Annotated in this window: 24 protein-coding genes; 16 read left to right on the forward strand and 8 right to left on the reverse strand. The window is 66.8% G+C overall.

What is annotated here, in order from left to right; translation table 11 throughout:
- Positions 1-196: 196 nt before the first annotated feature.
- The gene (gene parC / locus HL653_RS10135) at positions 197-2,503 is read left to right on the forward strand and encodes a DNA topoisomerase IV subunit A (RefSeq protein WP_171744424.1); all 2,307 of its coding nucleotides are present in this window, start codon (positions 197-199) and stop codon (positions 2,501-2,503) included.
- A gap of 41 nt (positions 2,504-2,544) precedes the next feature.
- Positions 2,545-4,266 carry a bifunctional diguanylate cyclase/phosphodiesterase gene (locus tag HL653_RS10140; RefSeq protein ID WP_253717853.1) on the forward strand — a complete coding sequence of 574 codons (1,722 nt, stop codon included), beginning with the start codon at positions 2,545-2,547 and terminating at the stop codon, positions 4,264-4,266.
- A 95-nt stretch (positions 4,267-4,361) separates the two neighbouring features.
- Here HL653_RS10140 and HL653_RS10145 read toward each other — a convergent pair whose 3' ends face one another.
- Genes HL653_RS10145 through HL653_RS10160 form a run of 4 tightly spaced genes read right to left on the reverse strand, consistent with a single transcriptional unit; the run spans position 4,362 to position 7,257 of the window.
- On the reverse strand, positions 4,362-5,537 hold the full coding sequence (locus HL653_RS10145; protein ID WP_171744426.1) for a CCA tRNA nucleotidyltransferase: 1,176 nt from the start codon (positions 5,535-5,537) through the stop codon (positions 4,362-4,364).
- The gene (locus tag HL653_RS10150; RefSeq protein ID WP_171744427.1) at positions 5,534-6,115 is read right to left on the reverse strand and encodes a CoA pyrophosphatase; all 582 of its coding nucleotides are present in this window, start codon (positions 6,113-6,115) and stop codon (positions 5,534-5,536) included. The genes HL653_RS10145 and HL653_RS10150 overlap by 4 nt, the downstream gene beginning before the upstream one ends.
- Entirely contained in the window at positions 6,112-6,681 is a 570-nt protein-coding gene (locus tag HL653_RS10155) for a DUF1285 domain-containing protein (protein WP_171744428.1), read from the reverse strand. Before HL653_RS10155 ends, HL653_RS10150 begins: the two co-directional genes overlap by 4 nt.
- Positions 6,682-6,738: 57 nt before the next feature.
- Complete coding sequence (locus HL653_RS10160) at positions 6,739-7,257, reverse strand: GNAT family N-acetyltransferase (RefSeq protein WP_253717856.1); 519 nt, start codon at positions 7,255-7,257, stop codon at positions 6,739-6,741.
- Between the two features lie 134 nt (positions 7,258-7,391).
- Here HL653_RS10160 and HL653_RS10165 point away from each other — a divergent pair, with 134 nt between their 5' ends.
- A complete protein-coding gene (locus HL653_RS10165; RefSeq protein WP_171744430.1) occupies positions 7,392-8,159 on the forward strand; it encodes an SDR family NAD(P)-dependent oxidoreductase in 768 nt (255 codons plus the stop codon).
- Positions 8,156-8,560: a dihydroneopterin aldolase gene (locus HL653_RS10170; RefSeq protein ID WP_253717859.1), complete on the forward strand. Its 405-nt coding sequence runs from the start codon at positions 8,156-8,158 to the stop codon at positions 8,558-8,560. Before HL653_RS10165 ends, HL653_RS10170 begins: the two co-directional genes overlap by 4 nt.
- On the opposite strand, the gene HL653_RS10175 is transcribed toward HL653_RS10170, so the two are convergent.
- Entirely contained in the window at positions 8,527-9,267 is a 741-nt protein-coding gene (locus tag HL653_RS10175; RefSeq protein WP_171744431.1) for a hypothetical protein, read from the reverse strand. The genes HL653_RS10170 and HL653_RS10175 overlap by 34 nt on opposite strands.
- A gap of 391 nt (positions 9,268-9,658) precedes the next feature.
- Between HL653_RS10175 and HL653_RS10180 the strand changes: the two genes are divergently transcribed.
- The 6 genes from HL653_RS10180 (at position 9,659) to HL653_RS10205 (ending at position 13,277) form a co-directional block, all read left to right on the forward strand.
- A complete protein-coding gene (locus HL653_RS10180; protein ID WP_171746892.1) occupies positions 9,659-10,312 on the forward strand; it encodes an energy transducer TonB in 654 nt (217 codons plus the stop codon).
- A 99-nt stretch (positions 10,313-10,411) separates the two neighbouring features.
- Complete coding sequence (locus HL653_RS10185) at positions 10,412-11,116, forward strand: MotA/TolQ/ExbB proton channel family protein (RefSeq protein WP_171744432.1); 705 nt, start codon at positions 10,412-10,414, stop codon at positions 11,114-11,116.
- A gap of 100 nt (positions 11,117-11,216) precedes the next feature.
- On the forward strand, positions 11,217-11,699 hold the full coding sequence (locus HL653_RS10190; RefSeq protein ID WP_171744433.1) for a biopolymer transporter ExbD: 483 nt from the start codon (positions 11,217-11,219) through the stop codon (positions 11,697-11,699).
- Between the two features lie 30 nt (positions 11,700-11,729).
- A complete protein-coding gene (locus tag HL653_RS10195) occupies positions 11,730-12,161 on the forward strand; it encodes a biopolymer transporter ExbD (RefSeq protein ID WP_171744434.1) in 432 nt (143 codons plus the stop codon).
- 183 nt (positions 12,162-12,344) lie between these two features.
- Positions 12,345-12,827, forward strand: a complete 483-nt coding sequence (locus tag HL653_RS10200; RefSeq protein WP_171744435.1) for a GNAT family N-acetyltransferase — start codon at positions 12,345-12,347, stop codon at positions 12,825-12,827.
- Positions 12,828-12,947: 120 nt separating this feature from the next.
- Positions 12,948-13,277 (forward strand): low molecular weight protein tyrosine phosphatase family protein, encoded by a 330-nt coding sequence (locus HL653_RS10205; RefSeq protein WP_171744436.1) that lies wholly within the window; start codon positions 12,948-12,950, stop codon positions 13,275-13,277.
- Between the two features lie 131 nt (positions 13,278-13,408).
- On the opposite strand, the gene HL653_RS10210 is transcribed toward HL653_RS10205, so the two are convergent.
- On the reverse strand, positions 13,409-14,737 hold the full coding sequence (locus HL653_RS10210) for a VOC family protein (RefSeq protein ID WP_171744437.1): 1,329 nt from the start codon (positions 14,735-14,737) through the stop codon (positions 13,409-13,411).
- Between the two features lie 267 nt (positions 14,738-15,004).
- Here HL653_RS10210 and HL653_RS10215 point away from each other — a divergent pair, with 267 nt between their 5' ends.
- The 4 genes from HL653_RS10215 (at position 15,005) to HL653_RS10230 (ending at position 19,063) form a co-directional block, all read left to right on the forward strand.
- Positions 15,005-15,652 carry a protein-L-isoaspartate O-methyltransferase gene (locus HL653_RS10215; RefSeq protein WP_253717861.1) on the forward strand — a complete coding sequence of 216 codons (648 nt, stop codon included), beginning with the start codon at positions 15,005-15,007 and terminating at the stop codon, positions 15,650-15,652.
- A gap of 25 nt (positions 15,653-15,677) precedes the next feature.
- Positions 15,678-17,234, forward strand: coding sequence for a TolC family outer membrane protein (locus HL653_RS10220; protein WP_171742668.1), 1,557 nt, complete (start codon positions 15,678-15,680; stop codon positions 17,232-17,234).
- A gap of 14 nt (positions 17,235-17,248) precedes the next feature.
- Complete coding sequence (locus HL653_RS10225; protein WP_171744438.1) at positions 17,249-17,695, forward strand: DUF2497 domain-containing protein; 447 nt, start codon at positions 17,249-17,251, stop codon at positions 17,693-17,695.
- 111 nt (positions 17,696-17,806) lie between these two features.
- Positions 17,807-19,063 carry an HD-GYP domain-containing protein gene (locus tag HL653_RS10230; protein WP_171744439.1) on the forward strand — a complete coding sequence of 419 codons (1,257 nt, stop codon included), beginning with the start codon at positions 17,807-17,809 and terminating at the stop codon, positions 19,061-19,063.
- A 53-nt stretch (positions 19,064-19,116) separates the two neighbouring features.
- Here HL653_RS10230 and HL653_RS10235 read toward each other — a convergent pair whose 3' ends face one another.
- Complete coding sequence (locus HL653_RS10235; protein ID WP_171744440.1) at positions 19,117-21,402, reverse strand: ATP-dependent helicase; 2,286 nt, start codon at positions 21,400-21,402, stop codon at positions 19,117-19,119.
- A gap of 141 nt (positions 21,403-21,543) precedes the next feature.
- On the opposite strand from HL653_RS10235, the gene HL653_RS10240 reads away from it, so the two are divergent.
- Complete coding sequence (locus HL653_RS10240) at positions 21,544-21,864, forward strand: hypothetical protein (RefSeq protein ID WP_216599969.1); 321 nt, start codon at positions 21,544-21,546, stop codon at positions 21,862-21,864.
- A gap of 77 nt (positions 21,865-21,941) precedes the next feature.
- Here HL653_RS10240 and HL653_RS10245 read toward each other — a convergent pair whose 3' ends face one another.
- Positions 21,942-22,907, reverse strand: coding sequence for an AEC family transporter (locus HL653_RS10245; RefSeq protein ID WP_171744441.1), 966 nt, complete (start codon positions 22,905-22,907; stop codon positions 21,942-21,944).
- Positions 22,908-23,014: 107 nt separating this feature from the next.
- Here HL653_RS10245 and alaS point away from each other — a divergent pair, with 107 nt between their 5' ends.
- Positions 23,015-25,678, forward strand: coding sequence for an alanine--tRNA ligase (gene alaS, locus HL653_RS10250; protein ID WP_171744442.1), 2,664 nt, complete (start codon positions 23,015-23,017; stop codon positions 25,676-25,678).
- Positions 25,679-25,827 lie beyond the last annotated feature (149 nt).

Genomic DNA, 25,827 nt, shown 5'->3' on the forward strand with positions numbered 1-25,827 from the left:
ATCCCGCTTTTCTTCTTCGGGGCGATCGAAGAAGCGGGACCCCGGATCAAGTCCGGGGTGACGAGCTTCAGTGTATCTTGGCAACCGAAGTGGAAGCCGTCGCCTTATCCGGCCGTCATCAGCAACTCCGGAGCCATCGTGCATCGCGCGCGATCCACGCCTCGCTTCCCCCCGAATCGCCTGCTAGACTCGCCGGATGCAGCCCAAGGATGACCCCCTCGATCAGATCGTCGATGCGCCGTTCGATAGCGCTCTCAGCGAGCGGTATCTCGTCTATGCGCTTTCCACGATCACGGCGCGGTCGCTGCCGGATGTGCGCGACGGGCTGAAGCCGGTCCATCGCCGCCTGCTCTGGGGCATGCGCCTGCTGCGGCTCGATCCCGCTTCCGGCTACAAGAAGTGCGCGCGCGTCGTGGGCGACGTGATGGGTAAGTATCACCCGCACGGCGATGCCTCGATCTACGATGCGATGGTCCGCCTCGCCCAGCCGTTCGCGCTGCGCTATCCGCTCGTCGACGGGCAGGGCAATTTCGGCAATATCGACGGCGATAACGCCGCCGCCATGCGCTATACCGAAGCGCGGCTGACGGCCGCCGCCATCCGCCTGATGGAGGGCCTCGACGAGCAGACCGTCGATTTCCGCCCGACCTACAATGGCGAGGAGGAGGAACCGGAGGTTCTTCCCGGCCTGTTCCCCAATCTGCTCGCCAATGGCGCGGCCGGCATCGCCGTCGGCATGGCCACCTCGATCCCCCCGCACAATGCGGCCGAGCTGCTGGACGCGGCCATCTTCCTGATCGATCGCCCCGAAAGCGATCCGCACGAGCTGATGCAGTTCGTGAAGGGGCCGGATCTGCCGACCGGGGGCATCATCGCGGACAGCCCGACGGCGATCGCCGAGGCCTATGCCACCGGGCGCGGCGGCTTCCGCGTCCGTGCACGCTTCTCCACCGGGCGCGACAAGGATGGCGCGTGGGAAGGCACGGGCATCGAGAAATTGTCGGGCGGCACCTGGCAGCTCGTCATCTCCGAAATCCCTTACGGCGTGGCGAAATCGAAGCTGATCGAGCAGATCGCCCAGCTGATCGCGGACAAGAAGCTGCCGATCCTCGCCGACGTGCGCGACGAGAGCGACGAGCAGATCCGCATCGTGATCGAGCCGCGCGCGCGCACCGTCGATCCGCAGGTGCTGATCGACAGCCTTTATCGGCTGACCGAGCTGGAGACGCGCGTCTCGCTCAACCTCAACGTGCTGGACAAGGATCGCACGCCGCGCGTGATGTCCCTCAAGCAGGCGCTCGCCGCGTGGGTGGATCACCAGTTCGAGGTGCTGGTCCGCCGCTCCCAGCACCGTCTCGCCAAGATCGCCGACCGGATCGAGCTGCTCGACGGCTATCTGATCACCTATCTCAATCTCGATCGCGTGATCGCCATCATCCGTGAGGAGGACGAGCCCAAGCCCGTGCTGATGGCCGAATTCGAGCTTTCGGACCGCCAGGCCGAGGCGATCCTCAACATGCGGCTGCGTTCGTTGCGCAAGCTGGAGGAGATGGAGCTGCGCAAGGAGCGCGATGCGCTCGACCGCGAGGCGAAGGGGCTGGAGCAACTCGTCGAAAGCCCGGCGCGGCAGCGTACGCGGCTGAAGCAGGATTTCGCCAAGCTGCGCGAGGCCTATGGCCCGGAGACCGCGATCGGTCGTCGCCGCACGACGATCGAGGAACAGGGGCCCGCGCGCGAAATCCCGCTGGAGGCGATGATCGAGCGCGAGCCGATCACGGTGATCCTGTCCCAGCGCGGCTGGATCCGCGCCATGTCCGGCCACCGCGATCTCGCCGCCGCCGATACGCTGAAGTTCAAGGAAGGCGATGGCCCGGCTTATGCGTTCCACGCGCAGACGACCGACAAATTGCTGCTCTTCGCGGACAATGGCCGCGTCTACACGCTAGGGGCGGACAAGCTGCCCGGCGGGCGCGGCTTCGGCGAGCCGGTGCGTCTGATGATCGATCTGGAGGGCGACGTCGGCACCACCGCGCTGCTCGTCGCGCGGCCGGCCGACAAGCTCCTGCTCGCCGCCAGCGACGGCAAGGGCTTCGTCGCGCAGATGGCGGAGATCGTGGCGGAAACGCGCAAGGGCCGTCAGGTCGTCAATGTGCGCGACGGCGCGAAGCTGAAGGTCGTTCATCCGATTGCCGCGACCGACGATTATGTCGCCTCCATCGGCGAGAATCGGAAGCTGGTGGTCTTTCCGCTGGCCGAACTGCCGGAGATGACGCGCGGGCAGGGCGCCAGCCTCCAGCGCTACCGCGACGGGGGGCTTTCGGATGCGATCAGTTTCCGATTCGCGGACGGGCTCAGCTGGTCGATGGGAGGCGAGACGGGACGGACGCGCACGGAGGCCGATCTGGGCCCCTGGCGGGCCGCTCGCGGGGCGGCCGGACGGATGCCGCCGACCGGATTTCCGCGAAATAATCGTTTCGGACGCATCATTCCGGATGCACACTGAGATATTGTTAATGTCTCGATCGTATCGCGATATGGATGGAAATGCGGAAGATCAGTAGCGAGATCGCCGGCGCGCTGTCCGTGGACAGCGTGACTGCCGAACTGATGGCGCCTTACGCGTCCGCATCCGTGTCCGCATTGCAGCATTATCTCGATGCCCTGCCGATCGCCGCCGGGGTGGCGGTGATGGGAGAGGCGGGGCCGCGCCTGCTGGCCAGCAACGACCATATCGTCCGGATGCGCAATCGCCTGCCGGAAGAGAATCGGGTGAACTTTGGCGAGCGTGTTTCGCGTCATCTGCTGAACGATACCGATCCCGAAACCTATTATTGGGAGGAGCCCGGCGTCGGCGGCCGGCACTTTCAGGTCCACCTGACCCCGCTGGAGCCGCATCCCGTCCTCGGGCGTCGCCTGATGATCAGCCTGATCGATTGCACGGCGGCGGTGGAGACGGAGCGCTCGCTCCGCTTCGGCATGCTGCATGACAGCCTCACCGGCCTGCCGAATCGCCTCGCTTTCTCCGAAGCGATCGAGGCGATGCTGGAGAAAGACGATGACGAGGTGGGCGGTTTCGCCGTCCTCGTGCTGGATCTCACCCGCTTCAGCCGCATCAACGAGGGTATCGGCTCGCTCGCCGGCGACGAACTGATCCTCAGCGTCGCCAGCCGTCTGCGCTCGGTCCTGCGTCCGCAGGATCTGATGGCACGGATGGCGGCGGACGAATTCGCGATCCTGGTGCCGCTCAACGAAGGGCCGGGGGACGCATTGCATGTCGCGCGCCGCCTGCAGGAATCGCTCGCTTATCCGCTCCGTCTGTCGGAGCTGGAAATCAAGATCGATTGCGCGATCGGCTGTGCGCTCTGGCATGAAAATGCGCTGGGCGCGGCCGACGTGATCCGCAACGGCCAGTTCGCCCTGAAGCGGGCCAAGCGCTCGGGCCGGATCGAAATCTATCAGCCGGGCGAGGCGGGGCGCGCGCGTCGCCGCTTCAGCCTGGAAACCGAACTGCGCCGCGCGATCGAGGCGGACAAGCTGGATCTCGCCTTTCAGCCGCTCGTCGATCTGGAAACGCGCACCGTTTCCGGCTTCGAGACGCTGGCGCGCTGGAACCATCCCGAGCGCGGCGCCATCCCGCCATCGGAATTCATCACCGTCGCGGAGGAATCGGGGCTCATCATCCCGCTCGGCCGCTGGGTGATCGATCGCGCCATCGCCACGCTGGCGGACTGGGATCGGCAGGCGGGCTATGAACTGCCCATCTATTTCAGCCTGAACGTCTCGGCGGTTCAGCTGGCGCGCGACTCGGTCGCCTCCGTCGTCGCCGATGCGCTGCACCGGCACGGGATGAAGGGCAGCCGCATCACGCTGGAGCTGACCGAAAGCTCGATCGTGGCCGATCCGGATCGTGCGGCCGATATGCTGGATGCGCTGAAGGCGCTGGCGTGCCGCGTGGCGATGGACGATTTCGGCACGGGCTATTCCAGCCTCGCTTATCTCCAGCGCCTGCCGATCGACGTGCTGAAGATCGATCGCCAGTTCGTCTCGGCCATGTTCGACGATCGGGACAGCACGGCGATCATCCGCGCCATCCTGAGCCTTGCCAACGCGCTCGGCATGACGACGATCGCGGAGGGCATCGAAACCGCGACCGCCGCGCACCTGCTGGCGGCGCTGGGCGCCTCGACCGGGCAGGGTTATTATTTCGCACGGCCCATGCCCGCCGCCGATGCCTTCGATCACCTGATCGGCAAGCGGGCGGCCTGACCTCCCCGTGCTCCTGCGAAGGCAGGAGCCCGGGGTTGCAAGCGCTACGGTGAAGCTCTGGACTCCTGCTTTGCAGGAGAGCGTCAGGGCGTCCCTCAGCCGAGCAGGCGCGCCACTTCTTCATCCGCCAGCGCCTGCGCGCGCTCCCGATCGGGGAAGCCTTCCTCGATCCAGCGCCGCTCCACCGCCGCCAGCGCCGCCGCCACCTGCGGCCCGGCCAACAGCCCCATCGCCACCAGCGCGCCGCCGCCGATCGGCAGGCGCGGGGCGTCCCAGCCCTCGATCTCCGCGAGGCCGGCCGCATCTCCGGCCAGCAGCAGCCGATCGCGCGCGCTGACCGCCCCGATTCGGTAGAGCAGGGCGCGCGCATCGCCCGCCGCCGGCCCGGTCGCCGCGATCAGGCGCTTGCGCTGCGCATTGGAGAGCTTCAGCCGCGCGCCCACCTTGTCCGCCACGGCGGCGTCCATCGGCAGCAGCGCCGCCAGCCGCCGGATCGGATCGCCCGCGCCCGCTTCCCGTGAGACGAGAGCCGCAAGCCGCGCGACTCCCTGATCCCCGATCTCGGGCAGGATGGGGGTGAAGATGCCGCGCGCGCGCATGATCGCCACCGTCGGCGCGGGATCGGCCAGAGCGAGCAGCTTGATCAATTCCTGTGCGATCCGCTCGCGCGAGAGCGCCATCAGATCGTTCGCCCGCGCGGCGCAGGCGTCGAGATCGGGCGCGGACGGGGCGCCCTGCCCGAATCGGGCGTGGAAGCGGAAGAAGCGGAGAATCCGCAGATGATCCTCCGCGATCCGGCAGAGGGCGTCGCCGATGAAACGCACCCGGCCCGCCAGAAGATCGGTCTCCCCGCCGAAATAATCGTGCACCTGCCCGTCGCGCGGATCGGCGGAGAGCGCGTTGATCGTGAAGTCGCGCCGGGCGGCATCCGCCTGCCAGTCGTCCGTGAAGGCAACCACGGCGTGGCGCCCGTCCGTCTCCACGTCGCGGCGCAGCGTCGTCACCTCCACCGGACCGGACGGCAGCACCGCCGTGACGGTGCCGTGCGCCATGCCGGTGGGCACCACCTTGAAGCCCGCCGCGCGGATCCGCTCGGCCGCGTCTTCCGGGCGGTGCGTGGTGGCGAGATCGATGTCGCTGGGATGCAAGTCCAGCAACGTATCGCGCACATAGCCGCCGATCGGGCGCACCTCGCCCGCCTCCGCGCCCAGCGCCGCCAGCAGCGCGGCCATTCCTTCCCGCGCGCGCAATTCATCCAGCGGCATCTTCATTCGAAGGTGCCCAGCCGCCTCGCGAGATTGACGATCATCCCCGCCGTTGCTCCCCAGATACGCCATTCGCCCCACATGATCTCATAATAACGATAGTGTCGTCCCTCGAACTCGCCCGTCCGCACGGCATGATTCGCGCCCTCGAGCAGGAAGGCCAGGGGCACTTCGAACAGGGCTGCGACTTCCGCTTCGTGGGGCACGAGGGGCAGGTCCGGCGGAACGACGCCGATGATGGGCACGACGTCGAAGCCGGTGCCCGTCCGATAGCGATCGGAAACCCCCACCAGTTCCACCTGTGCCGGATCGAGGCCGATTTCCTCGTCCGCCTCGCGCAGGGCGGCGGCGACCGCATCGGCATCCTCGGGATCGATTCGACCGCCGGGGAACGCCACCTGCCCGGCATGCTTGCGGAGATTGGCGTGGCGCAGCGTGAGCAGCACGCCCGGCTCCGGACGGTCCGTGACGGCCACCAGCACGGCGGCGTTGGTGAGCGTGGCATTCGGCCGGTAGCGCCCGTCCGTGCCGGGCGATCCGGCATTCGCCTCCAGTGCCGTGCGCAGCCGGTCGGCCAGCCTCATGCGGCGCCCAGCGGCAGGAAGGCGCCGTCGCTCCACAGGCCCGGCGGATCGGCCGCCTCGGCGATCGCCAGTTCGGCCAGTTCATAATAAACCGGCCGCGCGATCAGCGCCTCCAGCCCGCCACGCACATGGAGATAGGGATGGGGCCCGTCCGCAGCCTCGATCACGCGCACTCCATGCGCCTCTCCGGCCACGATCACCTCGCCGGTGTTGAGTCGAAAGGCGAGGCGGCGCGCGCGCGCCTCACCTTCGCTCTTCAGCTCCACCGCGACGAAGGGCGCATCCTCCACGTCGATCGTCAGCTTCTCGACCGGGGTGACCAGCACGAAGCTGCCGTCGGGCTCGCGGCGCAGGATCGTGGCGAACAGGCGGACCATCTCCGGCCGACGAATGGGCGATCCCTGGTGAAACCAGGTGCCGTCGCGCGCGATTCGCATCTCGCTATGCCCGCAATGCGCGGGATTCCATCGATCGATCGGGGGCAGGCGCTTCGCCTCGGCCAAAGCGGCGATCTCGGCGAGCGACAGGCTCGCCAGATCTTCGGGCGGGGGCAGGGTTTCCGGCATCGTCCGCTCAGGTAAGCGCGAGAGACGGGGCAGGGAAGGGGCGTCGGGCGGATGCCTTTAGCGACGCGGCCCCAGATGGCCCTCGGCTGGAAGCGTTTGTCCCTTCGGCACGCGCGCGAGCAGGCGCCGGCGCTCGACCGGGCCGGGTACGGTCCACTCGCGCGTCCAGTGCGCCTCGAAGCCGAAGAAGCGGCCATAATATTCGGGATCGCCGATCAGCACGAGCGGATCGCTGCCGATATAGTCGGCGGCGGCGATCATCCGCTCCATCATCGTGCGGCCGACGCCCTCGCGCTGATATTCGGGCTGCACCGCGACCGGGCCGACCAGCACCAGCGGTACCGTGCCGTCCAGCGCCGCGGGCCAGCATTGCAGCGATCCGATCAGCCGGCCCTGCCGGTCGAGCGCCGCGAAGGAGAGATCGTCGAGCGCCGTCATCCCGTCGCGGATGCGATAGGCGGTACGGCGCCGCCGATCCGCGCCGAACACGCGGTCCAGCAAGGCATCCACGTCGGCCGGCTTCGCGGCGCGCAAGGGCCCGATCGAAAGGGCGTCGAGGGTGGGGGCGTGATCCAAGGCGCGTGCGCTTAATTGAAAGCGCGCGAAACGCAACGACAGGGCGATGACAGCGGGCGGGGTGGACCGCGGACCAGGCGCCGGCCGTCCGCTCCGCTTGCCGCGCGGAGGGCGCATCGCTACCGGCGCGAGCCATGACACCCGAGTTCGGCAGTCCGCGCACAGCGATCGTCACCGGGGGCGCCCGCCGGATCGGCGCGGCCTTCGTGCGAGCGCTGGCGGCGGACGGCTGGGCTTTGCTGATCCACTGTCACGAATCGCTGGAGGAGGGCGAGGCGCTGGCGGCTGCGCTGCCGTCCGCGCGCGCCGTGCAGGCCGATCTGGCGGCGCCCGATTGCGCCGAGACGATCCTGGGCGCGCTCGATGGAATGCCGCCGCCGGGGCTGCTGGTGAACAACGCCTCGCGCTTCGATCTCGATCAGTTCAACGATTTCACGATCGAGGGCTGGGATCGCCATTTCCTGCCCAATTTGCGCGGGCCGGCCCTGCTGACGCGCGCCTTCGCGGCGCGCGTGCCGGACGGACACGGCGCCCTGATCGTGAACATGCTGGATGCCAAGCTCGCCCAGCCGAATCCCGATTTCTTCACCTATACGCTCTCGAAATATGGGCTCGCCGCGCTCACCGAGCTTTCGGCGCGCGCGCTGGCCCCCCAACGGATTCGCGTCTGCGCGATCGCGCCTGCTGTCACCCTCGTCTCCGGTCCGCAGACCCGCGACAATTTCGATGCGGTCCATACGCTCAACGCGCTGGGACGGGGTGTGACGATTGACGATCTCGTCGCGGCGCTCCGCTTCCTGGTCGCCAGCCCCAACATCACGGGGGAAACCGTACGGGTCGATGCCGGCCAGCGCTTCCTCGGGCTGCCCCGTGACGTCCAGTTTCTGAACGAAAGATCATGATGACGAACGAATCCGTCGCAGCATCGGCGCTTCCCGCGCATCTCGCCCCGAATCGCTTCCGAATCTATCTCGAAGATCTCGACATGCCGGTCGACATCGGGTTCCACGATTTCGAGGTCGGAACGCCGCAGCGCCTGCGCGTCACCGTGGAAATATGGGTCGAGGAACGTTTTTTTCCGTCGAACGATCGCGTGGCCGAGGCATGGAATTATGATCTGCTGCGCTCGGCCATTCTGAATCTCGCCGAAGGTCGTCGCTACAATCTGCAGGAGACGTTCGCGCGAGAAGTCTATGCGCTCGTCGCCGCGCGCCCGGGCGTCACGGCGATCCGCGTCACGACCTCGAAGCCGGATATCTACCCCGATTGTCAGGGCGTCGGCGTCGAGATTGCCTCCTTCTGACCACCCCGACAAGGGCCCAAGCCCTTGAGAACGGTCTGATAATCCTCCGCCGCGATCGTGGCGTCGTTCGGCTGCAGGCCGTCCACGGAGCTCTGGGGCAGAGCACGCGGCAGGCCGCAGGCGAGGCGATACCAAAGCAACGTCTCCGGCGCCGGCGGCTCGGCGCTGGCGTCCGTCAGTTCGGAGAGGGCGACCGCCCAGCGCGGCGTCTCGCCCGGGCGGCGCAGGATCGAGAGCGAGATCGGGCGATTGTCCGGCGTTTTCAGGAAGATCTGCGTCTCGCCTTCGCCGGGAAGCGAGCCCGCCACGTGGAAAGCGTGGCCGATTCCGGTGACGGCGGGCGGTGCGTCGGGCGCGATCGCCGCCTTGAGAATCGCCCGCAGGCGCGTCTCGTCGGCGGTGGTGCGCGCGATCTGCGCCTTGGGGCCGATCAGGCGAATTTCTCCCGGACGCGCGCCCGGCGCGGCGAGCAGAAGCACCTGCTGGCCCTTGAGCTTCGGTGTCTTCTTCGATGTCGGCAGATCGGCCAGATAGCGAATGATTTCCGGTAGTTCGGCACGCCCGGCGATCAGCGCGTCGGCATGCGCCTCGATGAAATAGCGTGTGCGGCCTGCAGGAACGCCTTGCGCGGCATCCCCTTTCAGGGCTGTGGCTTTCTCGATCGTCGCGGCGACCGTGAAGGGGGCGACAAGGGCCATGTCGGCCATGTCAGCATAGGCCAGATTTGTCTCAAATCCGTCATAAGGGCGTATTGACGCCGCGTTAAGCGCGGGCGCGCTCAGGCCTGCCATCAGAAGGGGGGACAAAAGGGGCAGGAAGCGGTGCTTCATCACTCTCTCTTTCCGAAGGGTTTGTGCGTCAGGATGGCGTGCTGTTTTGGATATCGTCGTTCCGGCGTTGGAGTGTGCCGGATTCAAGAGGGTTGGAGCAACCAAGTGTATGATGCCCATAAAGGGCTTGCGCGATGGCGAAACACCGCGATAGGAAGTCTTGCCGCCGCTTCAAGAGCAATTGGCAAGCGCGACGGTGGCATTCCTGGTGGCTGCATCTGCGCGCTGCGTCACATATCGAATTCAGATTGAGGAGTCTTGTTCCTTAATGGCCTACGCTGATCAAACGATGAGCACACGCAAGGCCGTCTCGATCGGTCTTGTCGTCGCGCTCCATGCGGCGCTCGGCTACGCCTTCATCACCGGCCTTGCCTATAATGTTATCAAAAAGGCCGCGCAGGATCTGAAGGTCGTGGACATCCAAGAGGCGCCTCCTCCCCCGGAGCAGAAGCCGCCGCCCCCGCCGCCCGAACAGAAGTTCGAGCCGCCGCCCATCGTCGCTCCGCCGCCGGTGGTGCAGACGCCGACGATCGCTCCGCCGATCGTGTCTGTGCCGACTCCGCCGCCGGTCGTCATTACGCCGGCTGCCCCGCCTGCTCCCCCGCCTCCGCCGGCTCCGGTCGTGTCCAAGGCTGCGGGCGCAAAGGGTGATCCGGCGCAGTGGGTTACCTCGGACGACTATCCCCCGTCGGCTCTTCGTGAAGAGCGCGAGGGCGTCACCAAGGTCACCTGGCAGATCAATGAGCAGGGCCGAATCGAGAATTGCTCGGTGGTCAGCTCCAGTGGTTCGCCCGATCTCGACGAGACGGCATGCCGCGTCCTGACGCGCCGTGGCCGTTACTCGCCTGCCCTGGACCAGAGCGGCAAGCCGATGCGGACGACCCAGAGCCGCACGATCCGCTGGCAGATTCCCAAGAACTAGGTGACAGCGGCCGGCATCCAGGCCGGCCGCCGATCCTTCCGAACCCCAGACTCAAGGATGTCACCTGTCATGGAAAAGAATTCTAACCCTTATGGCCTGATGGCCGCGCTCGAGCAGGGCGGACTCATCGCGCAGACCGTGTTCGGTATCCTCGTGATCATGTCGGCCGCTTCGTGGTACATCATGTTCACCAAGCTGCTCGAGCAGCAGAAGATCCTGAACCAGGCGAAGCGCGTCCGCACCAGCTTCTGGGGCACGCCGACGCTGAAGGACGCCGCCTCGAAGCTCGACAAGGATTCGGCCTATCGCCAGATCGTCGACGACGGCCTGCTCGCCCAGGACCAGCACACCAAACTGATCGACCCGGTCGACCAGCATGAGTGGCTCGGCAGCTCGCTCTCGCGCAGCGTCGCCGCGATCAACTCGAAGCTGGGCAACGGTCTGGCCGTTCTCGCGACGGTCGGTTCGACCTCGCCGTTCATCGGTCTGTTCGGTACGGTTATCGGTATCTACCGCGCGCTCATCAAGATCGGCGCTGCCGGTCAGGCCTCGATCGACGCCGTCGCCGGCCCGGTCGGTGAAGCTCTGATCATGACCGCGCTGGGTCTGGCCGTGGCCGTTCCCGCCGTGCTCGGCTACAACTGGCTGATCCGCCGCAACAAGGTCGTCGCCGAGCAGATCGGTGCGTTCTCGGTCGATCTGCATGGCTACATGGTCTCGAACGGCGCCGTCCGTCCGGCGATCGCTGGCGCCAAGGTCGCTCCGGCTCCGGCCGCGAAGACCGCGATCCCGCCGAAGGCCTAACATCCGGGTTTGGCGGAGCCTCCGGGCTCCGCCAGCTCAAAAGGAGCGAGGCCCGCGCCAGTGCGGGCCCGTCGGAAGCTAGAACAGGACACTTCGCCCCATGGCCATGAGTGCCGGCCCCGCCGAAGCCGATGCCCCGATGTCGGACATCAACACGACGCCGCTCGTGGACGTCATGTTGGTGCTGCTCATCATCTTCCTCATCACGGTTCCGGTCGTGATCCAGACCGTTCCCGTCAAGCTGCCGAAGGTCGTGTACGAACCGACGACCAGCAAGCCGGAAAACGTCGTTCTTTCCATTCGGGGTGGCCCGGGCGGGTCCTGCGAGGTTTACTGGGGCCAGACCCGGATCAAGCCGCAGGAACTGGTCGACAAGTCCGTCGCCAAGCTGAAGGCCGAGATCGACAAGCAGGGTGGCCCCTCGGCACCCGGCCTCGAGCTTCCCGAAGTTCATATCCGTGCCGACGTCGACACGCCCTGGCGTTGCGTTGGTGGCGCGATGACGAACGTGGCGCGCGCGGGCTTCGCCCGGGTCGGCTTCATCTCGCAGCCGGAACCCGGCGCCTATCACGCCGAGCGCTGATCCAGCCTGCCTTCGAAGGAGTAATTTCTCATGGCCATGAGCTCAGGCGGCACCGCTGAAGGCGAGCCGATGATGGACATCAACACGACGCCGCTGATCGACGTCATGCTGGTGCTCCTGATCATGTTCATCATCACCATCCCGGTGCAGACCCACGCGGTGAAGCTGGATCTTCCGCAGAACCAGCCGAACACGCCGCCGCCGCCGATCCTCCCGGTCAAGAATCGGGTGACGATCGATCCGACCGGCAAGGTCTTCTGGAACGGTTCGCCGATCGATCTGACGGTGCTGCGCCAGTATCTGGATCAGACCCAGCAGATGAATCCGATCCCGGAACTTCATCTCGAGCCGGATCCTCAGGCCCGCTATGAAGTCGTCGACGAGGTGCTCGCCGTTACTAAGCGCGCGAACGTCACGAAGATGGGCTTCGTGGGCAACGAACGTTACGCCGGATACGAGTGATCTGGGGTCACTTTCCGGAGTAATGATGGGGGCGGTCCAATGGACCGCCCCTTTTCTTTTTGGGGCGCCGGCGAATCATCGGGCGTGGCCGAACGACGCGATCGCGCCATTTCGCTCGCCGTTGGGTCATCGTGGTCGACGACGGTGCCAGCCCTCGAATCGAGCGGAGCCGTGAAGCATATCATGCGGATTCGAAACGCCGAGCCGGCGGATGCCGACGCGATCCTCGCCATCATCCTGCCGTTGATCCGGGCGGGAGAGACCTATGCGATCGATCCGGACATGAGCGAGCCCGACGTACGGGGGTATTGGCTCGGGGCGGACAAGGAGACGTTCGTCGCGGAGGAGGCGGGCGAGATCGTCGGCACTTATTATCTCCGGCCGAATCAGGCGGGCGGCGGGCGCCATGTCTGCAATTGCGGCTATATGACGAGCATCGCTTCGGCCGGCCGGGGCATTGCCGCCGCCATGTGCCGCCATTCGCTCGATCAAGCACGCTCGCGCGGCTATCGCGCGATGCAGTTCAATTTCGTCGTCAGCACCAATGATCGCGCCGTCCGCCTCTGGCAGCGCATGGGCTTCGAAATTGTGGGCCGATTGCCTGGCGCTTTCCATCATCCCTCCGCGGGCTTCGTTGACGCGCTGGTGATGTTTCAGACGCTTTGAGGCCAAGGCGAGAGGCCCCAGATTGGCGGCTTAGCCCAGCGGCATATGCTCGGGCGGACATCGTCGATTCCCAACGCCTCTCTCGGCGACAGGCAGCAGGCTCGATGAGCAAGGCATCGTATGAAAAACGTCCTCTTCGTCTGCAGCCAAAATCGCCTCCGCAGCCCCACCGCTGAGCAAATCTTCTCGTCCCGGCACGATCTTGAGGTCGCCTCGGCGGGGACGAACAATGATGCCGAAACCCCCCTTACGCCCGATCTGGTGACATGGGCGGATATCATTGTGGTGATGGAAAGGGCTCACCGCGCGAAGGTCCAGAAACGGTTTCGCTCGTCTCTGAACGGGAAGCGATTGATTTGTCTGGATATACCGGACGAATATGAATTCATGGATCCAGCCTTGGTCCAGCTGCTGCGAACCAGGCTCGCACGCTATCTACCGTCGGTCTGAAACCAGCGGAGCGCGATGGCCGCGTGTCGGCCAAAGCCGTCATCCTGGCGCACCCGACGCCACAATAATTCCCTCGTCCATTGCGTGAAGGAATGGCCTCACCGCGTTCGAAACGAAGGTCTTCCGGAATGTCAGCGAGGGGTCACGCTGCCTTCGGTCCAGCCGAAGGCGCGTTCCAGGCCGCGCAGCGAAGCCGCTTGTTCGCGCTCATACAGCGCGAACTCGTCTCGCACTGAATCGCCCAGGGCCTGCTCGAAGGCGGCGCGAGAGCCGGTGGCTGCATAACCTGCCCGCGTTTCGTCGCCGAGATTGGAGCGGAAGATGCCCGCGGCGCTGACGGGCAGGAAATCCTCGTAGGTGATGGGCGTCGCCACCAATGCGCCGTCCATGATCAGCGCCTCCAGCGAGGCCGTCGCGCCGGGGACATAGCGTGCGTCGGCCGCGCGATAGCGGAAGAATGCCAGCTCCTCGCGCCGCAGCGCATCGGGATCGTCCGGCAAGCCGGCTGCGCCCGCCGCATCGCCGCCCGCCAGCATCCGATCATAGCGCGCGCGGCCCTCCCGCGTCAGTGCGGCGCCGCGCTGCTCGATCTCCCCGAACCGCGCGGTATGGCTGCCCGTGCCGCCGCCCGGAAAGCGCACCGGCTCGCTCAGCGCCTTGAAGCTCGTCTGGCGCAGCAGGATCGGGATGTCTCTGCGGGGCGGACCCTCGATCTCCACCTTGGGGCCGAAGCCAAGCTCGGCCATTCGCCGGTGGGCGGCGTCGATGTCCAGCGTGCGCGGCGTGAGATGATTGATGTGGGGCCCGGGAAAGCTGACCACGTCCGCCACCAGCCGGTGGCTGGCCAGCAGGCGATCATAGATCTCCTCTCCGATCGTGGCGCGCTGATGCCAGCGGAAGGTTTCCAGCAACGCGGGCAGGAAGCGGGCCACCTCCTGCTCGTCCAGTCCGTTCGCGGCTTCGCCCTCGGCCAGCAGCGAGAGCGCCTCCTCGGTCATGATCTGACGCCGCCCGAGAATCTCGGCGGCTTCGGTGCGCAGGTCCGGATCGTCGATCAGATCCAGCCGGAGCAGAGAGGTGAAGACGCGAAACGGGCTCGCCGCCAGTTCGTCCGTCTCCACTGGCCGGAACGCGGTCGAGTGGACCGGCACGCCGGCCGTGGCGAGATCGTAATAGCCGACCGGCTCCATCCCCATCAATCGGAAGGCGCGGGCGATCGAGCGCAATTCGTCGGCCGTGCCGACGCGGATCGCGCCGTGCCGCTCGCCGGCGATCCGGCCGAGTTCGCCGCTGGCGGCCAGGCTTCGCTCCAGCTTGGGATCGGCCGCCAGCGTGGCGCGGTTCACGTCGTTCACCAGCGTCAGCAGCGCGCCATATTGGGGCACCTCGGCCTGATACATGTCGGAGAGCGCGGCGGCGAAACGCGCACGCAGCTCGGCGGGGGAGACGAGGCCGCTCATCCCGCGATGGTAGAGCGTGCGCGCGGGAGGGGGAAGCGCCGTGGTCGCGCCTTGCCGCGATCATCCTGCGTGGTCATTAACCAACCGGACATATCACGGTGCGTAGCCTTTTGCTCCGCAGACGAGCATTGCCGCCCGATCCCGTCTTTCTGCTCGGGATAAAGCGTGCGAATTCCGCCTGCGCTTGGCGGCCCCCGCCCGGCACGATATGGCATTGCACGACATTGAAGTGTGTTGTATCGCTAAAACACCTAGAGGACATCAGACGTGGGCCAGCATAATTTCACGGAACTGAGAAAAGCGATGGTGGCGAGCCAGCTTCGCACCACGGCCGTCAACGATCCCCGCGTGGTCGAGGCGATGGCCGCCGTGCCGCGCGAGCGGTTCGTGGCGGCGGATCGCGCCGGCCTCGCCTATCTCGATATTTCGCAGCCGATCGGCCAGGGGCGCGCCATGCCCGCGCCGATGGTGCTGGGGCGCCTGCTGACCGAGGCGCGCGTGCGCGCCAGCGATCGCGCGCTCGTGATCGGATCGGGCACCGGCTATGCGGCCGCCGTGCTGGCGTTGCTGGCGGGGCGCGTGGTCGCGCTGGAAGAGGATGCGTCGCTTCCCGCCATCGGCGGGGCGGCAGTGCCGGCGGGCGTGCAGCAGGTGACGGGGCCGCTCGCGGCCGGCTGGGCCGCTGCCGGGCCTTATGACGTGATCCTGGTCGACGGCGCGATCGAGAGCGTGCCGCAGGGCATCGTCGATCAGCTGGCGGAGGGCGGTCGGATCGCCACGGCTCTGGTGGAAAATGGCGTCACGCGGCTGGCGATCGGCACGAACGTGGGCGGCAGTTTCGGCGTTTCGACCTTCGTCGAGGCGGAGGCGCCGATCCTTCCGGGCTTCGCCGCGCCGGAAGCATTCCGCTTCTGATCATTTTAGGGGGCAGGGGGGAGTCTTGATCGCGCGCAAATGGTTAGGGAGCGCCGTGGGGGCGGCGCTCTGCGCGGCGCCCGCCGCAGCGGAAACGCTTCAGGACGCGCTGGTGCAGGCTTATGGCACCAGCCCGGTGCTGGCCAGCGCCCGCGCGCAGCTGCGCGGCATCGACGAGGGCGTGCCGATCGCCAAGTCGAACGCACGCCTGCAGGTCAGCGGCACGCTCGGCGTCACGCAGAGCACCGATGGCCTCACCACCTTCCAGAATGGTGGCCGCGCGCTGACGGGCGGGGTCAACCTCTCCTATCCCCTGTTTCAGGGTGGCCGGGTCAAGAATGCGATCAACGCGGCCGAGGCGCGGGTGATCGCGGGCCGCGCCGATCTCCGCACGTCGGAGGGCAATCTCTTCACGCAGGCGGTGAGCGCCTACATGAACGTGATCCGCGATCAGTCGGTGGTCGCGCTCAACGCGTCCAACGTCCGCGTGCTGGAAACGAATCTGCGTGCCAGCCGCGATCGCTTCCAGGTGGGCGATCTGACGCGCACGGACGTCGCCCAGTCGGAGGCGCGCCTGGCGATCGCGCGCAGCCAGCTGGCGACCGCGCAGGGCAATCTCACCAGCAGCCGTGAAACCTATCGGCAGGTGGTGGGCCTATGGCCCGAAAAACTGGAGCAGCCGCCCGAACTGCCGAAATTGCCGGCCACGGCGGACGATGCGGTGAACATCGCGCTCTCCAACGCGCCCACCATCGCCTCCGCCACCGCCGCCACGCAGGCGGCGGGCTATGATGTCCGCTCGGCGGGCGCGGCGCGGTTGCCGATCTTCTCGGTGACGGGGGGCAGCAGCTACAGCGATTATCTGAACACGCGCGCCCAGTCGGCCGGCCAGCCGAAAGACCAGAATTATCTGTACGATCAGACGGTCGGCCAGAATCGCATCGGTCTGCAGATGACGGTGCCGCTCTATCAGGGCGGCGGTGTGTCCGCGCGGGTGCGGCAGGCGAAGGCGCTGGAAAGCTCGGCGCTGGAGCAGGGCATCGATGTCGAGCGGCGCGTGATCGCCAATACGCGTGCGGCCTATGCCAATTTCTCCGCGGCGGGTGAAGCGATCCGGGCGTACCAGCAGGCGGTGTCCGCCAACCGCCTCGCGCTGGAGGGCGCGCGCGCCGAGAATACGGCGGGCACCCGGACCGTCATCGAAGTGCTGAACGCTGAGCAGGAATATCTGAACTCGCAGGTTTCGCTCGTTTCGGCGCAGCGCGATCAATATGTCGCGGGTTTCGCGCTGCTGAACGCGATGGGGCAGGCGCAGGCCGATCATCTTAATCTGGACGGCGGCGCGCTCTACGATCCGGTTTCCAATTATGGGCAGGTCCGCAACCGCTATGGTGACTGGAGTGACGGCCGCAAGTATCAGTCGACCTCCACCCACACGACGGGCGAGACGCCAAAGGATGCGGACGTGCAGCCGCTCGCGCCCGATCCGCTGCTGGGCCCGGATACGTCGACCGCGACCATGCCCCCCGCGCCCGGATCAATGGTTCCCAATCCGGGGAACGTGACACGGCCGCCGCAGTAGGCGATACTCGGCCGATGGCCGAAACCGCGAACAGCAACACTCCGCCGATGGATGAGATCCTCGCCTCGATCCGGCGCATCATCACCGATGAGCCGCCTCCGGGCTCCCTGAATGCGTCGTCCGAGGCTGTCGCCGCGTCTGCCGAGGATGAGGACGAGGATGTGCTGGAACTGGGCGAGGCGCCCGAGTCCGAAGCGGCGGTGGTGACGGCGCCCCCCGCGCCGGCTTCGCCCGTCACGGCCCACAAGGCCTTGCTGTCGGAGCAGTCGCAGGCGGCCAGCCAGCGCGCGATGGCGGCTTTGTCAGGCCTTTCGATCGATCCGAATGCGGATGCGAATACGATGGACGGTCTGGTCCGCGAGATGCTGCGCCCGATGCTCAAGGACTGGCTCGACACCCATCTGCCGGAGATGGTGGAGCGACTCGTCGCGCGCGAAGTGGCGCGGATTTCCGGGCGATAATCATCCCGCTTACGTAATGGTCACCGGGGTCTCGTTTACGCTCCGTTGATCCTCGCGCGTTAGCACTCTGATTGGGATGGCCGATTTCGGCCGATAATCGGGGTTGCTCAGGTGCTTCGGCGCATCAAACCGGAACAGGTGCGGATCGGGATGTATATCCAGGGCTTCGAGGGCTCGTGGATCCATCATCCGTTCTGGCGCTCCCGCTTTCTGATCGCCACCGAGGCCGATGTGGCGAAGGTCCACGCGGCCGACATCCCCGCCGTCATCATCGACGATGACAAGGGCCTCGCGCCGGTGGACCCCGAATCTTCGGCGGTTGCCACGCGCGGTACTGTCCCCCAGATGGCGGAGCCCCAGCCCCGCCGTCCGGTTCGCACGCCGGCCCGGCCCATCCCCCCCGCACCTGGCGGCCCGATCGACGAACGGGCGCTCGCCAACCAGGTCATGAATCGATCGAAGAAGGTGATGAAGACGATATTCGATGGCGCGCGCCTGGGGCGTGCCTTCCATTCGGAAGAGGTGAGGGCGGTCGTCGAGGACATTTCCGCCTCCGTCTTTCGCAATGCGCATGCGCTGATCGGCGTCACGCGGCTCAAGTCGAAGGATGAATATACCTATCTTCATTCGGTCGCGGTCTGTGCGCTGATGATCAATTTCGCGCGCGAACTGGGGCTGGAGGAAAATGTGGTCCGCGATCTCGGCATGGCGGGCCTGCTGCACGATATCGGCAAGATGGGCGTGCCGGAGGACGTGCTGAACAAGCCCGGCCCGCTGGACGAGGCGGAACTCGCGCTCGTGCACACGCATCCCATTGAGGGCTATCGCATTTTGGCGGAAGGCGGCGAGGCGCCGGAACTGGCGCTGGAGGTGTGCCTCCACCATCACGAGAAGATGGACGGCACGGGCTATCCGCATGGCCTGTCCGGCGATCAGATCAGTCTCGCCGCGCGCATGGGGGCGATCTGCGACGTTTACGACGCGCTCACCTCGCACCGCCCCTACAAGCGGGCGTGGACGCCGGTCGCGGCGATCGCCGCCATGGCCAGTTGGCACGGCCATTTCGATCAGGCTCTGCTGTTCCGCTTCATGCAGAGCATCCTCGTCTTTCCGGTCGGCATGCTGGTGCGGCTGCGCTCGAACCGGCTGGCGGTGGTGCTGGATCCCGGCCGCCGCGCTACCGCGCCGCGCGTACGCGCTTTCTATTCGACCACCGAGCGGGCGATGCTGAAGCCGCAGGAGGTGACGATTTCGAACAGCTTCGCGGACGATCAGATCGTCTCGGAAGAGAGGCCGGACGCGTGGGGGCTGCTCGGTTGGGAAGGCCAGCGCGATCAGCTTCTCGGAGGGAGTCGGGCGGCGGCGTAATCCCTTCATCGCCATCCCGGATCACGTGCGGGGTGACGTCGTAAAAGGTCTTCTCACCCCACCGTCACGAAGCTGTCGAGGACGCGCTTGCGCCCGGCATGTTCGAAATCGATCTCCAGCTTGTTGCCTTCGATCACCGCGACCGAGCCATAGCCGAACTTGGTGTGGAATACGCGCGCGCCGATCGAAATGTCGCTGCGGCCCTTGGCGGCGAAGCTCGCCGCGCTGGCCTTCACCTCGGCCAGCTTGACCGGGCTCATGTCGAGCGGGCGGGAGGAGGCACGCTGCCAGCCCGGCCCGCGCGTCGCGGCATGCGCCGGTCGCTCGCGCGCGACATGGGCGAAGGGATCGCCCTGCTCGCTCCACTGGGCGCGCCACAGCGATTCGCCGCCCGACATGGTCGTCTCGCTCTCGATATGCTCGGCCGGCAGTTCGTTCACGAAGCGCGAGGGGATCGATGAGGTCCACTGGCCGTAGATGCGGCGATTGGCGGCGTGGAGGATCGTCGCCCGCCGCCGCGCGCGTGTGATCGCCACATAGGCCAGGCGGCGTTCCTCCTCGAGGCTCGCCGTGCCGCCTTCGTCCAGCGCGCGCTGCGAGGGGAACACGCCTTCCTCCCAGCCGGCGAGGAACACATTCTGGAATTCCAGACCCTTGGCGGCGTGGATCGTCATGATCGTCACCTTCGCCTCGTCGGCATTGGCGTCATTGTCCATGACGAGGCTGACATGTTCGAGGAAGGCGCCGAGCGTCTCATATTCCTCCATCGCGCGCGCGAGTTCGGTGAGATTCTCCAGCCGGCCGGAGGCCTCGGTCGATCGCTCGGCCTGCAGCATCGCGGTATAGCCGCTCTCGTCCAGCATCAGGCGCGTGACCTCGGCATGCGGCAATTCGCCCAGTTTCGATCGCCAGCGGGCGATGTCGCCGATCAGGTTGCCGAGCGAGCGACGCGCGGCGGGCGTCAGTTCGTCCGTGTCGAGGATGCGCGCCGCCGCGTGCGTCAGCGGCAAGGTCTCGGCGCGCGCCAACTGGTGGAGCTTGGCCACCGCCTTGTCGCCGATGCCGCGCTTGGGCACGTTCACGATGCGCTCGAACGCGAGATCGTCGGCAGGCTGCGCGATCACGCGCAGATAGGCGAGCGCATCGCGGATCTCGGCGCGCTCGTAGAAGCGGAAGCCGCCGACGATGCGATAGGGCAGGCCGATCGCGATGAAGCGGTCCTCGAACTCGCGCGTCTGGAACTGGGCGCGCACGAGGATCGCATTCTGGTCGAGCGTCTCGCCCCGGCGCTGGCCGGATTCGATCTCCTCGCCCACGCGGCGGGCTTCCTCGGGGCCGTCCCACACGCCGATCACGCGGACCTTCTCGCCCGCGTCCGTCTCGGTCCAGAGCGTCTTGCCGAGGCGTCCGCCATTGTTGGCGATCACGCCCGATGCGGCGCCGAGAATATGGGGCGTGGAGCGGTAATTCTGCTCCAGCCGGATCACCTTCGCGCCGGGAAAATCCCGTTCGAAGCGCAGGATATTCGCCACTTCGGCGCCGCGCCAGGAATAGATGCTCTGATCGTCATCGCCGACGCAGCAGATGTTCTTCCGCTCCTGCGCCAGCAGCCGCAGCCACAGATATTGGCTGGCATTGGTGTCCTGATATTCGTCCACCATGATGTAGCGGAAGCGGTCCTGATACTGCTTCAGCACGTCGCGGTGCGTCTTCAGGATCACCAGCATGTGCAGCAGCAGATCGCCGAAATCGCAGGCATTCACCGCGATCAGTCGCGCCTGATAGGCGGCGTACAATTCCTGGCCCCGCCCGTTGGCGAAGGCCTCGCTCTCGGCCGCGTCGATTTCCTTGGGCGTCCAGCCGCGATTCTTCCAGCGATCGATCAGCCCGGCGAGCGCGCGCGCCGTCCAGCGCTTCTCATCGATCTCGGCGGCCACGATCAATTGCTTGAGCAGGCGTAGCTGATCGTCCGTATCGAGGATCGTGAAATTGCTCTGCAGGCCGACCAGTTCGGCATGGCGACGCAGCATCCGCGCCGCCACCGAATGGAAGGTGCCGAGCCACGGCATGCCCTCCACCGCATCGCCCATCATCCGGCCGACGCGCTCGCGCATCTCGCGCGCAGCCTTGTTGGTGAAGGTGACGGCCAGGATTTCGGACGGCCATGCGCGCCGCGTGGCGATCAGGTGGGCAAGGCGAGCGGTCAGTGCCGCCGTCTTGCCCGTGCCCGCGCCCGCCAGCACCAGCACGGGGCCCTCGGCGGTCAGCACGGCCTCGCGCTGGGGTTCGTTCAGGCCGCGCAGATAGGCCGGTTCAGAGGTGAGGGGGGCAGGCTCCATCGTCGAACAGGTAGGGAACGCGGCCGCTCGGGGCAACCGATCGTCGCTCGCTTTGGCGCGTCGATACGCAACCGTAAGGCCCGATCCGCGTTCGGAACGGCCGGGAGCGGGTGGACCACTGATCTCCTGAGGAGAGCGACCGTGAAGAATTCTCTGATCATTCTCGCCGCCACTTTGTCGTTTGGCAGCGCCGCCGCGATCGCCCAGACGGCGCCTGCGGACCCCGCGGCTCCGGCGGCGCCCGCTGATGCGACCATGCCCGCAGCACCTGCGGATGCCACGGCCCCCGCCGCACCGGCGGCGACGGATCCGGGCATGAGCAGCCCCGCGCCCTCCGCCATGTCGGCGACGACGGCCACGCCGCCCGATACGTCCTCCTATCCCACCTGCTCGCGCTCCGTGACGGACAAGTGCGTGCAGAAGGCCGGCGGTGGCGCGAAGAAGTGGAAGAAGAAAAAGTAATCCGTCCGCATCGGATGGAATGATGACGGGCGGCGGCCGGATGCGGCCGCCGCCCTTCGTTCATCGGGCTCGCTCGCTCATCGCGGGACCAGCAGGACCGCCAGCCCCATCAAGGAGACGACGCTCAGGATGGTGGACAGCAGGATCACGCGCGAGGCCAGTGCCGCATCGCGCCCGTAAAGTTCGGCCAGCATGAACGGGCCGGTGCCCGTCGGCAGCGCGCCCAGCAGCACCGCCGCGATACCCCATTGCGGGGGCAAGACCACGCCCAGGGCCGGCAGCAGCCAGAAGAAGCCCGCCGCCATCGCCACCGGCTGGGCGACGAGCTTCAGCAGCAGAGTGGGCACCAGCAGCGGCGTCGGCTCTCCGCCGCCTGTCTGGCGCGGCAGCATCAGGAAGGCGCCGATCGTGACGAGCGCGCACGGGCTCGCGGCGGCGGCCAGCAGATCGACGAAGCGCGCGATCATCTCCGGCAGGGGCTGGCCCGTCGCGGCCCAGAGGCCTCCGGCGATCGGGCTCACCACCAAGGGATTGCGGGAGAGCGCGCGGATCACCTTGCCGGCCGATTCACGCAGGCTGCCACCCCGTGCCAGCCCGATTTCCACCAGCAGGAGCGAAAGGGCGAACTGCACCGACACGGTCAGGATCGAGCCGATCACGGCGGCCGCGAGCCCGATCGGCCCCAGCAGGCCCTGCGCCAAGGGAATGCCGATGAAGCCCGCATTGGGGTAGCTGGCGGTGAGCGCGACCAGCGATCGATCGACCAAAGGCGTCTCCGCGCCCTTCGGCGGCGGCAGCAACAGCCCGGCGACGAAGATGATCGCGAGGCCGGCGGAGAAGACCAGCACGAAGGACGGGCGGTTCAGCTCCGCCCAGTCGCCTTCGGCCAGGACGCGAAACAGCAAGGCGGGCAGCGCCAGCCACACCGTGAAATCGTTCAGCATCGCGATGCCGGCGGGCCCCACGCGGCGCCAGCGGCCGAACAGGCAACCCGCGCCGATCAGCGCGAAAATAGGCAGGATCGCAGTCAGGATAATCAGCATGACCGGGCGGCCTTCGATGATGCGGACGCGACACGCAAGCACGTCGACCGAACGAGGCATCGCCGCGTCGGCTTGAGAAGCCTCGGCGCCTCCACTAAGTCGGCCCCATGACATCCACGAACGACATTCGCCGCTCCTTCCTCGATTATTTCGGAGGCGAAGGGCATCGCATCGTTCCGTCGGCGCCGCTGGTGCCGCAGAACGATCCGACGCTCATGTTCGTGAATGCGGGCATGGTGCCGTTCAAGAACGTGTTCACCGGGCTGGAAACGCGGCCCTACATCACCGCCACCTCGTCCCAGAAGTGCGTCCGCGCGGGCGGCAAGCACAATGATCTGGACAATGTGGGCTATACGGCGCGGCACCACACCTTCTTCGAAATGCTCGGCAATTTCTCGTTCGGCGACTATTTTAAGGAGCGGGCGATCGGGCTCGCCTGGAATCTCGTCACGCGCGAATGGGGCATTCCGGCCGAGAAGCTGACCGTCACCGTCTATCATACGGACGACGAGGCGTTCGATCTGTGGAAGAAGATCGCGGGCCTGCCCGAGAGCCGCATCATCCGCATCCCCACGAAGGACAATTTCTGGGCGATGGGCGATAGCGGCCCGTGCGGCCCCTGCTCCGAAATCTTCTACGATCATGGCGACCACATTTACGGTGGCCCGCCCGGCTCGCCCGAAGAGGATGGCGATCGCTTCACCGAGATCTGGAATCTCGTGTTCATGCAATATCAGCAGGAAGCCAATGAGATCATTGGCGAACTGCCGAAGAAGTCGATCGACACCGGCATGGGGCTGGAGCGGATCGCGGCCGTGCTGCAGGGCGTCCACGACAATTACGACACGGATACGTTCAAGGCGCTGATCGCGGCCTCGTGCGATCTGACCAAGACGAAGGCGGAGGGCGATCGCAAGGCATCGCATCGCGTGATCGCGGACCATCTGCGTGCGTCGGGCTTCCTCGTTTCGGACGGCGTGCTGCCCGCCAATGAAGGGCGCGGCTATGTGCTGCGCCGGATCATGCGCCGCGCGATGCGCCACGCCCATCTGCTGGGCGCGGCCGAACCCCTGATGCACCGGCTGGTGCCGTCGCTGATCGCCGAGATGGGCGCCGCCTATCCCGAACTGGTCCGCGCACAGCCGCTGATCGAGGAGACGCTGAAGCTGGAGGAAACCCGCTTCCGCCAGACGCTCGCCAACGGCCTGCGCCTGCTGGACGAGGCGACCGGATCGATGGCGGCGGGCGATACGTTGCCCGGCGGCGTCGCGTTCAAGCTCTACGACACGTTCGGCTTCCCCTACGATCTCACCGAGGATGCACTGCGCGCGCAGGGCTTCGGCGTGGATCGCGCGGGCTTCGATGCGGCGATGGCCGAGCAGAAGGCCGCCGCGCGCGCCGCCTGGAAGGGCTCCGGCGACAAGGGATCGGACGATGTCTGGTTCGATATCGCCGAGGAACTGGGGGGTACCGAGTTCATCGGCTATGCCAGCCACGAGGGCGACGCGCAGGTGGTGGCGCTCGTGAAGGACGGCCAGCGCGTCGATCAGGCGGCCGAGGGGGATGAGGTGACGATCCTCACCAACCAGACGCCTTTCTATGGCGAAAGCGGCGGCCAGATGGGCGATGCCGGCACGGCGACTAATGATACCGGCTTCGCGGCTGAGATCGTGGATACGTCCAAGCCGCTCGGTCGTCTGCACGCGCATAAGGCGAAGATTTCGACCGGCGCGATCCGCGTGGGCGATACGATCCATCTTGCGGTCGATGCCGTCCGCCGCTCGAAGCTGCGCGCCAATCACAGCGCGACGCACCTGCTGCACGCGGCTTTGCGCCACCGCTTGGGCGGCCATGTGACGCAGAAGGGCAGCCTCGTCGCGGCCGAGCGGCTGCGCTTCGATTTCTCGCATCCCAAGCCGCTGTCGCCCGAGGACGTCGCCGCGATCGAGGCCGAGGTGAACCGCCACATCCGCGAGAACGACATCGTCTCCACCCGCCTGATGACGCCCGATGCGGCGATCGAGGCGGGTGCGATGGCGCTGTTCGGCGAGAAATATGGCGACGAGGTCCGCGTCCTTTCCATGGGCAAGGGCGATGAGCAGAGCTGGTCGGTCGAACTGTGCGGCGGCACGCATGTGAATGCATTGGGCGATATCGGTCTGTTCAAGATCGTGTCCGAAAGCGCCGTTTCCTCGGGCGTGCGCCGGATCGAGGCGCTGACGGGCGAGGCCGCGCGCCTCTGGCTGATCCAGCGCGACGAACGGCTGCGCGAGGCGGCAAGCCTGCTCAAGGCGACGCCGGACGAGGTGCCCGCGCGTCTCGCCGCTCTGGTCGAGGATCGCCGCCGGCTGGAACGCGAACTGGCCGAGGCGAAGAAGGCGCTGGCGCTGGGCGGCGGTACCGCCAAGGCGGAGGCCGATGCGCCCGAGACGCTCGCGGGGGGCATCGCCTTCGTCGGCAAGGTGATCGAAGGCCTCGATCCCAAGAGCCTGCGCGGCCTGATCGACGATCAGAAGAAGGCGCTGGGCTCTGGCATCTTCGCGATCGTCGGCGTCAATGAAGGCCGCGCGGCGGTCGCCGTGGGCGTGACCGACGATCTGGTCGCGGGCCACAGCGCGGTCGATCTGGTCAAGCTGGCGGTCGCCACGCTCGGCGGGCAGGGCGGCGGCGGTCGTGCCGATATGGCGCAGGGCGGCGGCCCGGACGGCACCAAGGGCGCCGAGTCCATCGCCGCGATCCGTGCGGCGCTGTCGGAGCCGGTCGCGGCGTAAGGTCGATACCGTTCGCTTCGGGCGAAGATCGAGCCCTTCGGCTATGCTCAGGGCAGGCCTGTCGAAATAGCAGTCGGGACGTCTGTTCCGGAGTTCTCGACTGGCGCTTCTCGACTTCGCTCGAAGCTGCTCGAACCAAACGGATCGCG

It is taken from the genome of Sphingomonas sp. AP4-R1, from assembly GCF_013113735.1.
Lineage (GTDB): Bacteria > Pseudomonadota > Alphaproteobacteria > Sphingomonadales > Sphingomonadaceae > Sphingomonas_I.

Excerpts from the sequence above, each read along its gene's own strand:
- HL653_RS10205 (WP_171744436.1), top strand. The coding sequence starts at position 12,948 with ATGAAAAACGTCCTCTTCGTCTGCAGCCAAAATCGCCTCCGCAGCCCC.
- HL653_RS10180 (WP_171746892.1), top strand. The coding sequence starts at position 9,659 with ATGGCCTACGCTGATCAAACGATGAGCACACGCAAGGCCGTCTCGATC.
- HL653_RS10140 (WP_253717853.1), top strand. The coding sequence starts at position 2,545 with ATGCGGAAGATCAGTAGCGAGATCGCCGGCGCGCTGTCCGTGGACAGC.
- alaS (WP_171744442.1), top strand. The coding sequence starts at position 23,015 with ATGACATCCACGAACGACATTCGCCGCTCCTTCCTCGATTATTTCGGA.
- HL653_RS10235 (WP_171744440.1), bottom strand. The coding sequence starts at position 21,402 with ATGGAGCCTGCCCCCCTCACCTCTGAACCGGCCTATCTGCGCGGCCTG.
- HL653_RS10150 (WP_171744427.1), bottom strand. The coding sequence starts at position 6,115 with ATGAGGCTGGCCGACCGGCTGCGCACGGCACTGGAGGCGAATGCCGGA.
- HL653_RS10200 (WP_171744435.1), top strand. The coding sequence starts at position 12,345 with ATGCGGATTCGAAACGCCGAGCCGGCGGATGCCGACGCGATCCTCGCC.
- HL653_RS10195 (WP_171744434.1), top strand. The coding sequence starts at position 11,730 with ATGGCCATGAGCTCAGGCGGCACCGCTGAAGGCGAGCCGATGATGGAC.
- HL653_RS10155 (WP_171744428.1), bottom strand. The coding sequence starts at position 6,681 with ATGCCGGAAACCCTGCCCCCGCCCGAAGATCTGGCGAGCCTGTCGCTC.
- HL653_RS10185 (WP_171744432.1), top strand. The coding sequence starts at position 10,412 with ATGGCCGCGCTCGAGCAGGGCGGACTCATCGCGCAGACCGTGTTCGGT.
- HL653_RS10190 (WP_171744433.1), top strand. The coding sequence starts at position 11,217 with ATGGCCATGAGTGCCGGCCCCGCCGAAGCCGATGCCCCGATGTCGGAC.
- HL653_RS10175 (WP_171744431.1), bottom strand. The coding sequence starts at position 9,267 with ATGGCCGACATGGCCCTTGTCGCCCCCTTCACGGTCGCCGCGACGATC.
- HL653_RS10225 (WP_171744438.1), top strand. The coding sequence starts at position 17,249 with ATGGCCGAAACCGCGAACAGCAACACTCCGCCGATGGATGAGATCCTC.
- HL653_RS10170 (WP_253717859.1), top strand. The coding sequence starts at position 8,156 with ATGATGACGAACGAATCCGTCGCAGCATCGGCGCTTCCCGCGCATCTC.
- HL653_RS10210 (WP_171744437.1), bottom strand. The coding sequence starts at position 14,737 with ATGAGCGGCCTCGTCTCCCCCGCCGAGCTGCGTGCGCGTTTCGCCGCC.
- HL653_RS10145 (WP_171744426.1), bottom strand. The coding sequence starts at position 5,537 with ATGAAGATGCCGCTGGATGAATTGCGCGCGCGGGAAGGAATGGCCGCG.
- HL653_RS10245 (WP_171744441.1), bottom strand. The coding sequence starts at position 22,907 with ATGCTGATTATCCTGACTGCGATCCTGCCTATTTTCGCGCTGATCGGC.
- HL653_RS10165 (WP_171744430.1), top strand. The coding sequence starts at position 7,392 with ATGACACCCGAGTTCGGCAGTCCGCGCACAGCGATCGTCACCGGGGGC.
- parC (WP_171744424.1), top strand. The coding sequence starts at position 197 with ATGCAGCCCAAGGATGACCCCCTCGATCAGATCGTCGATGCGCCGTTC.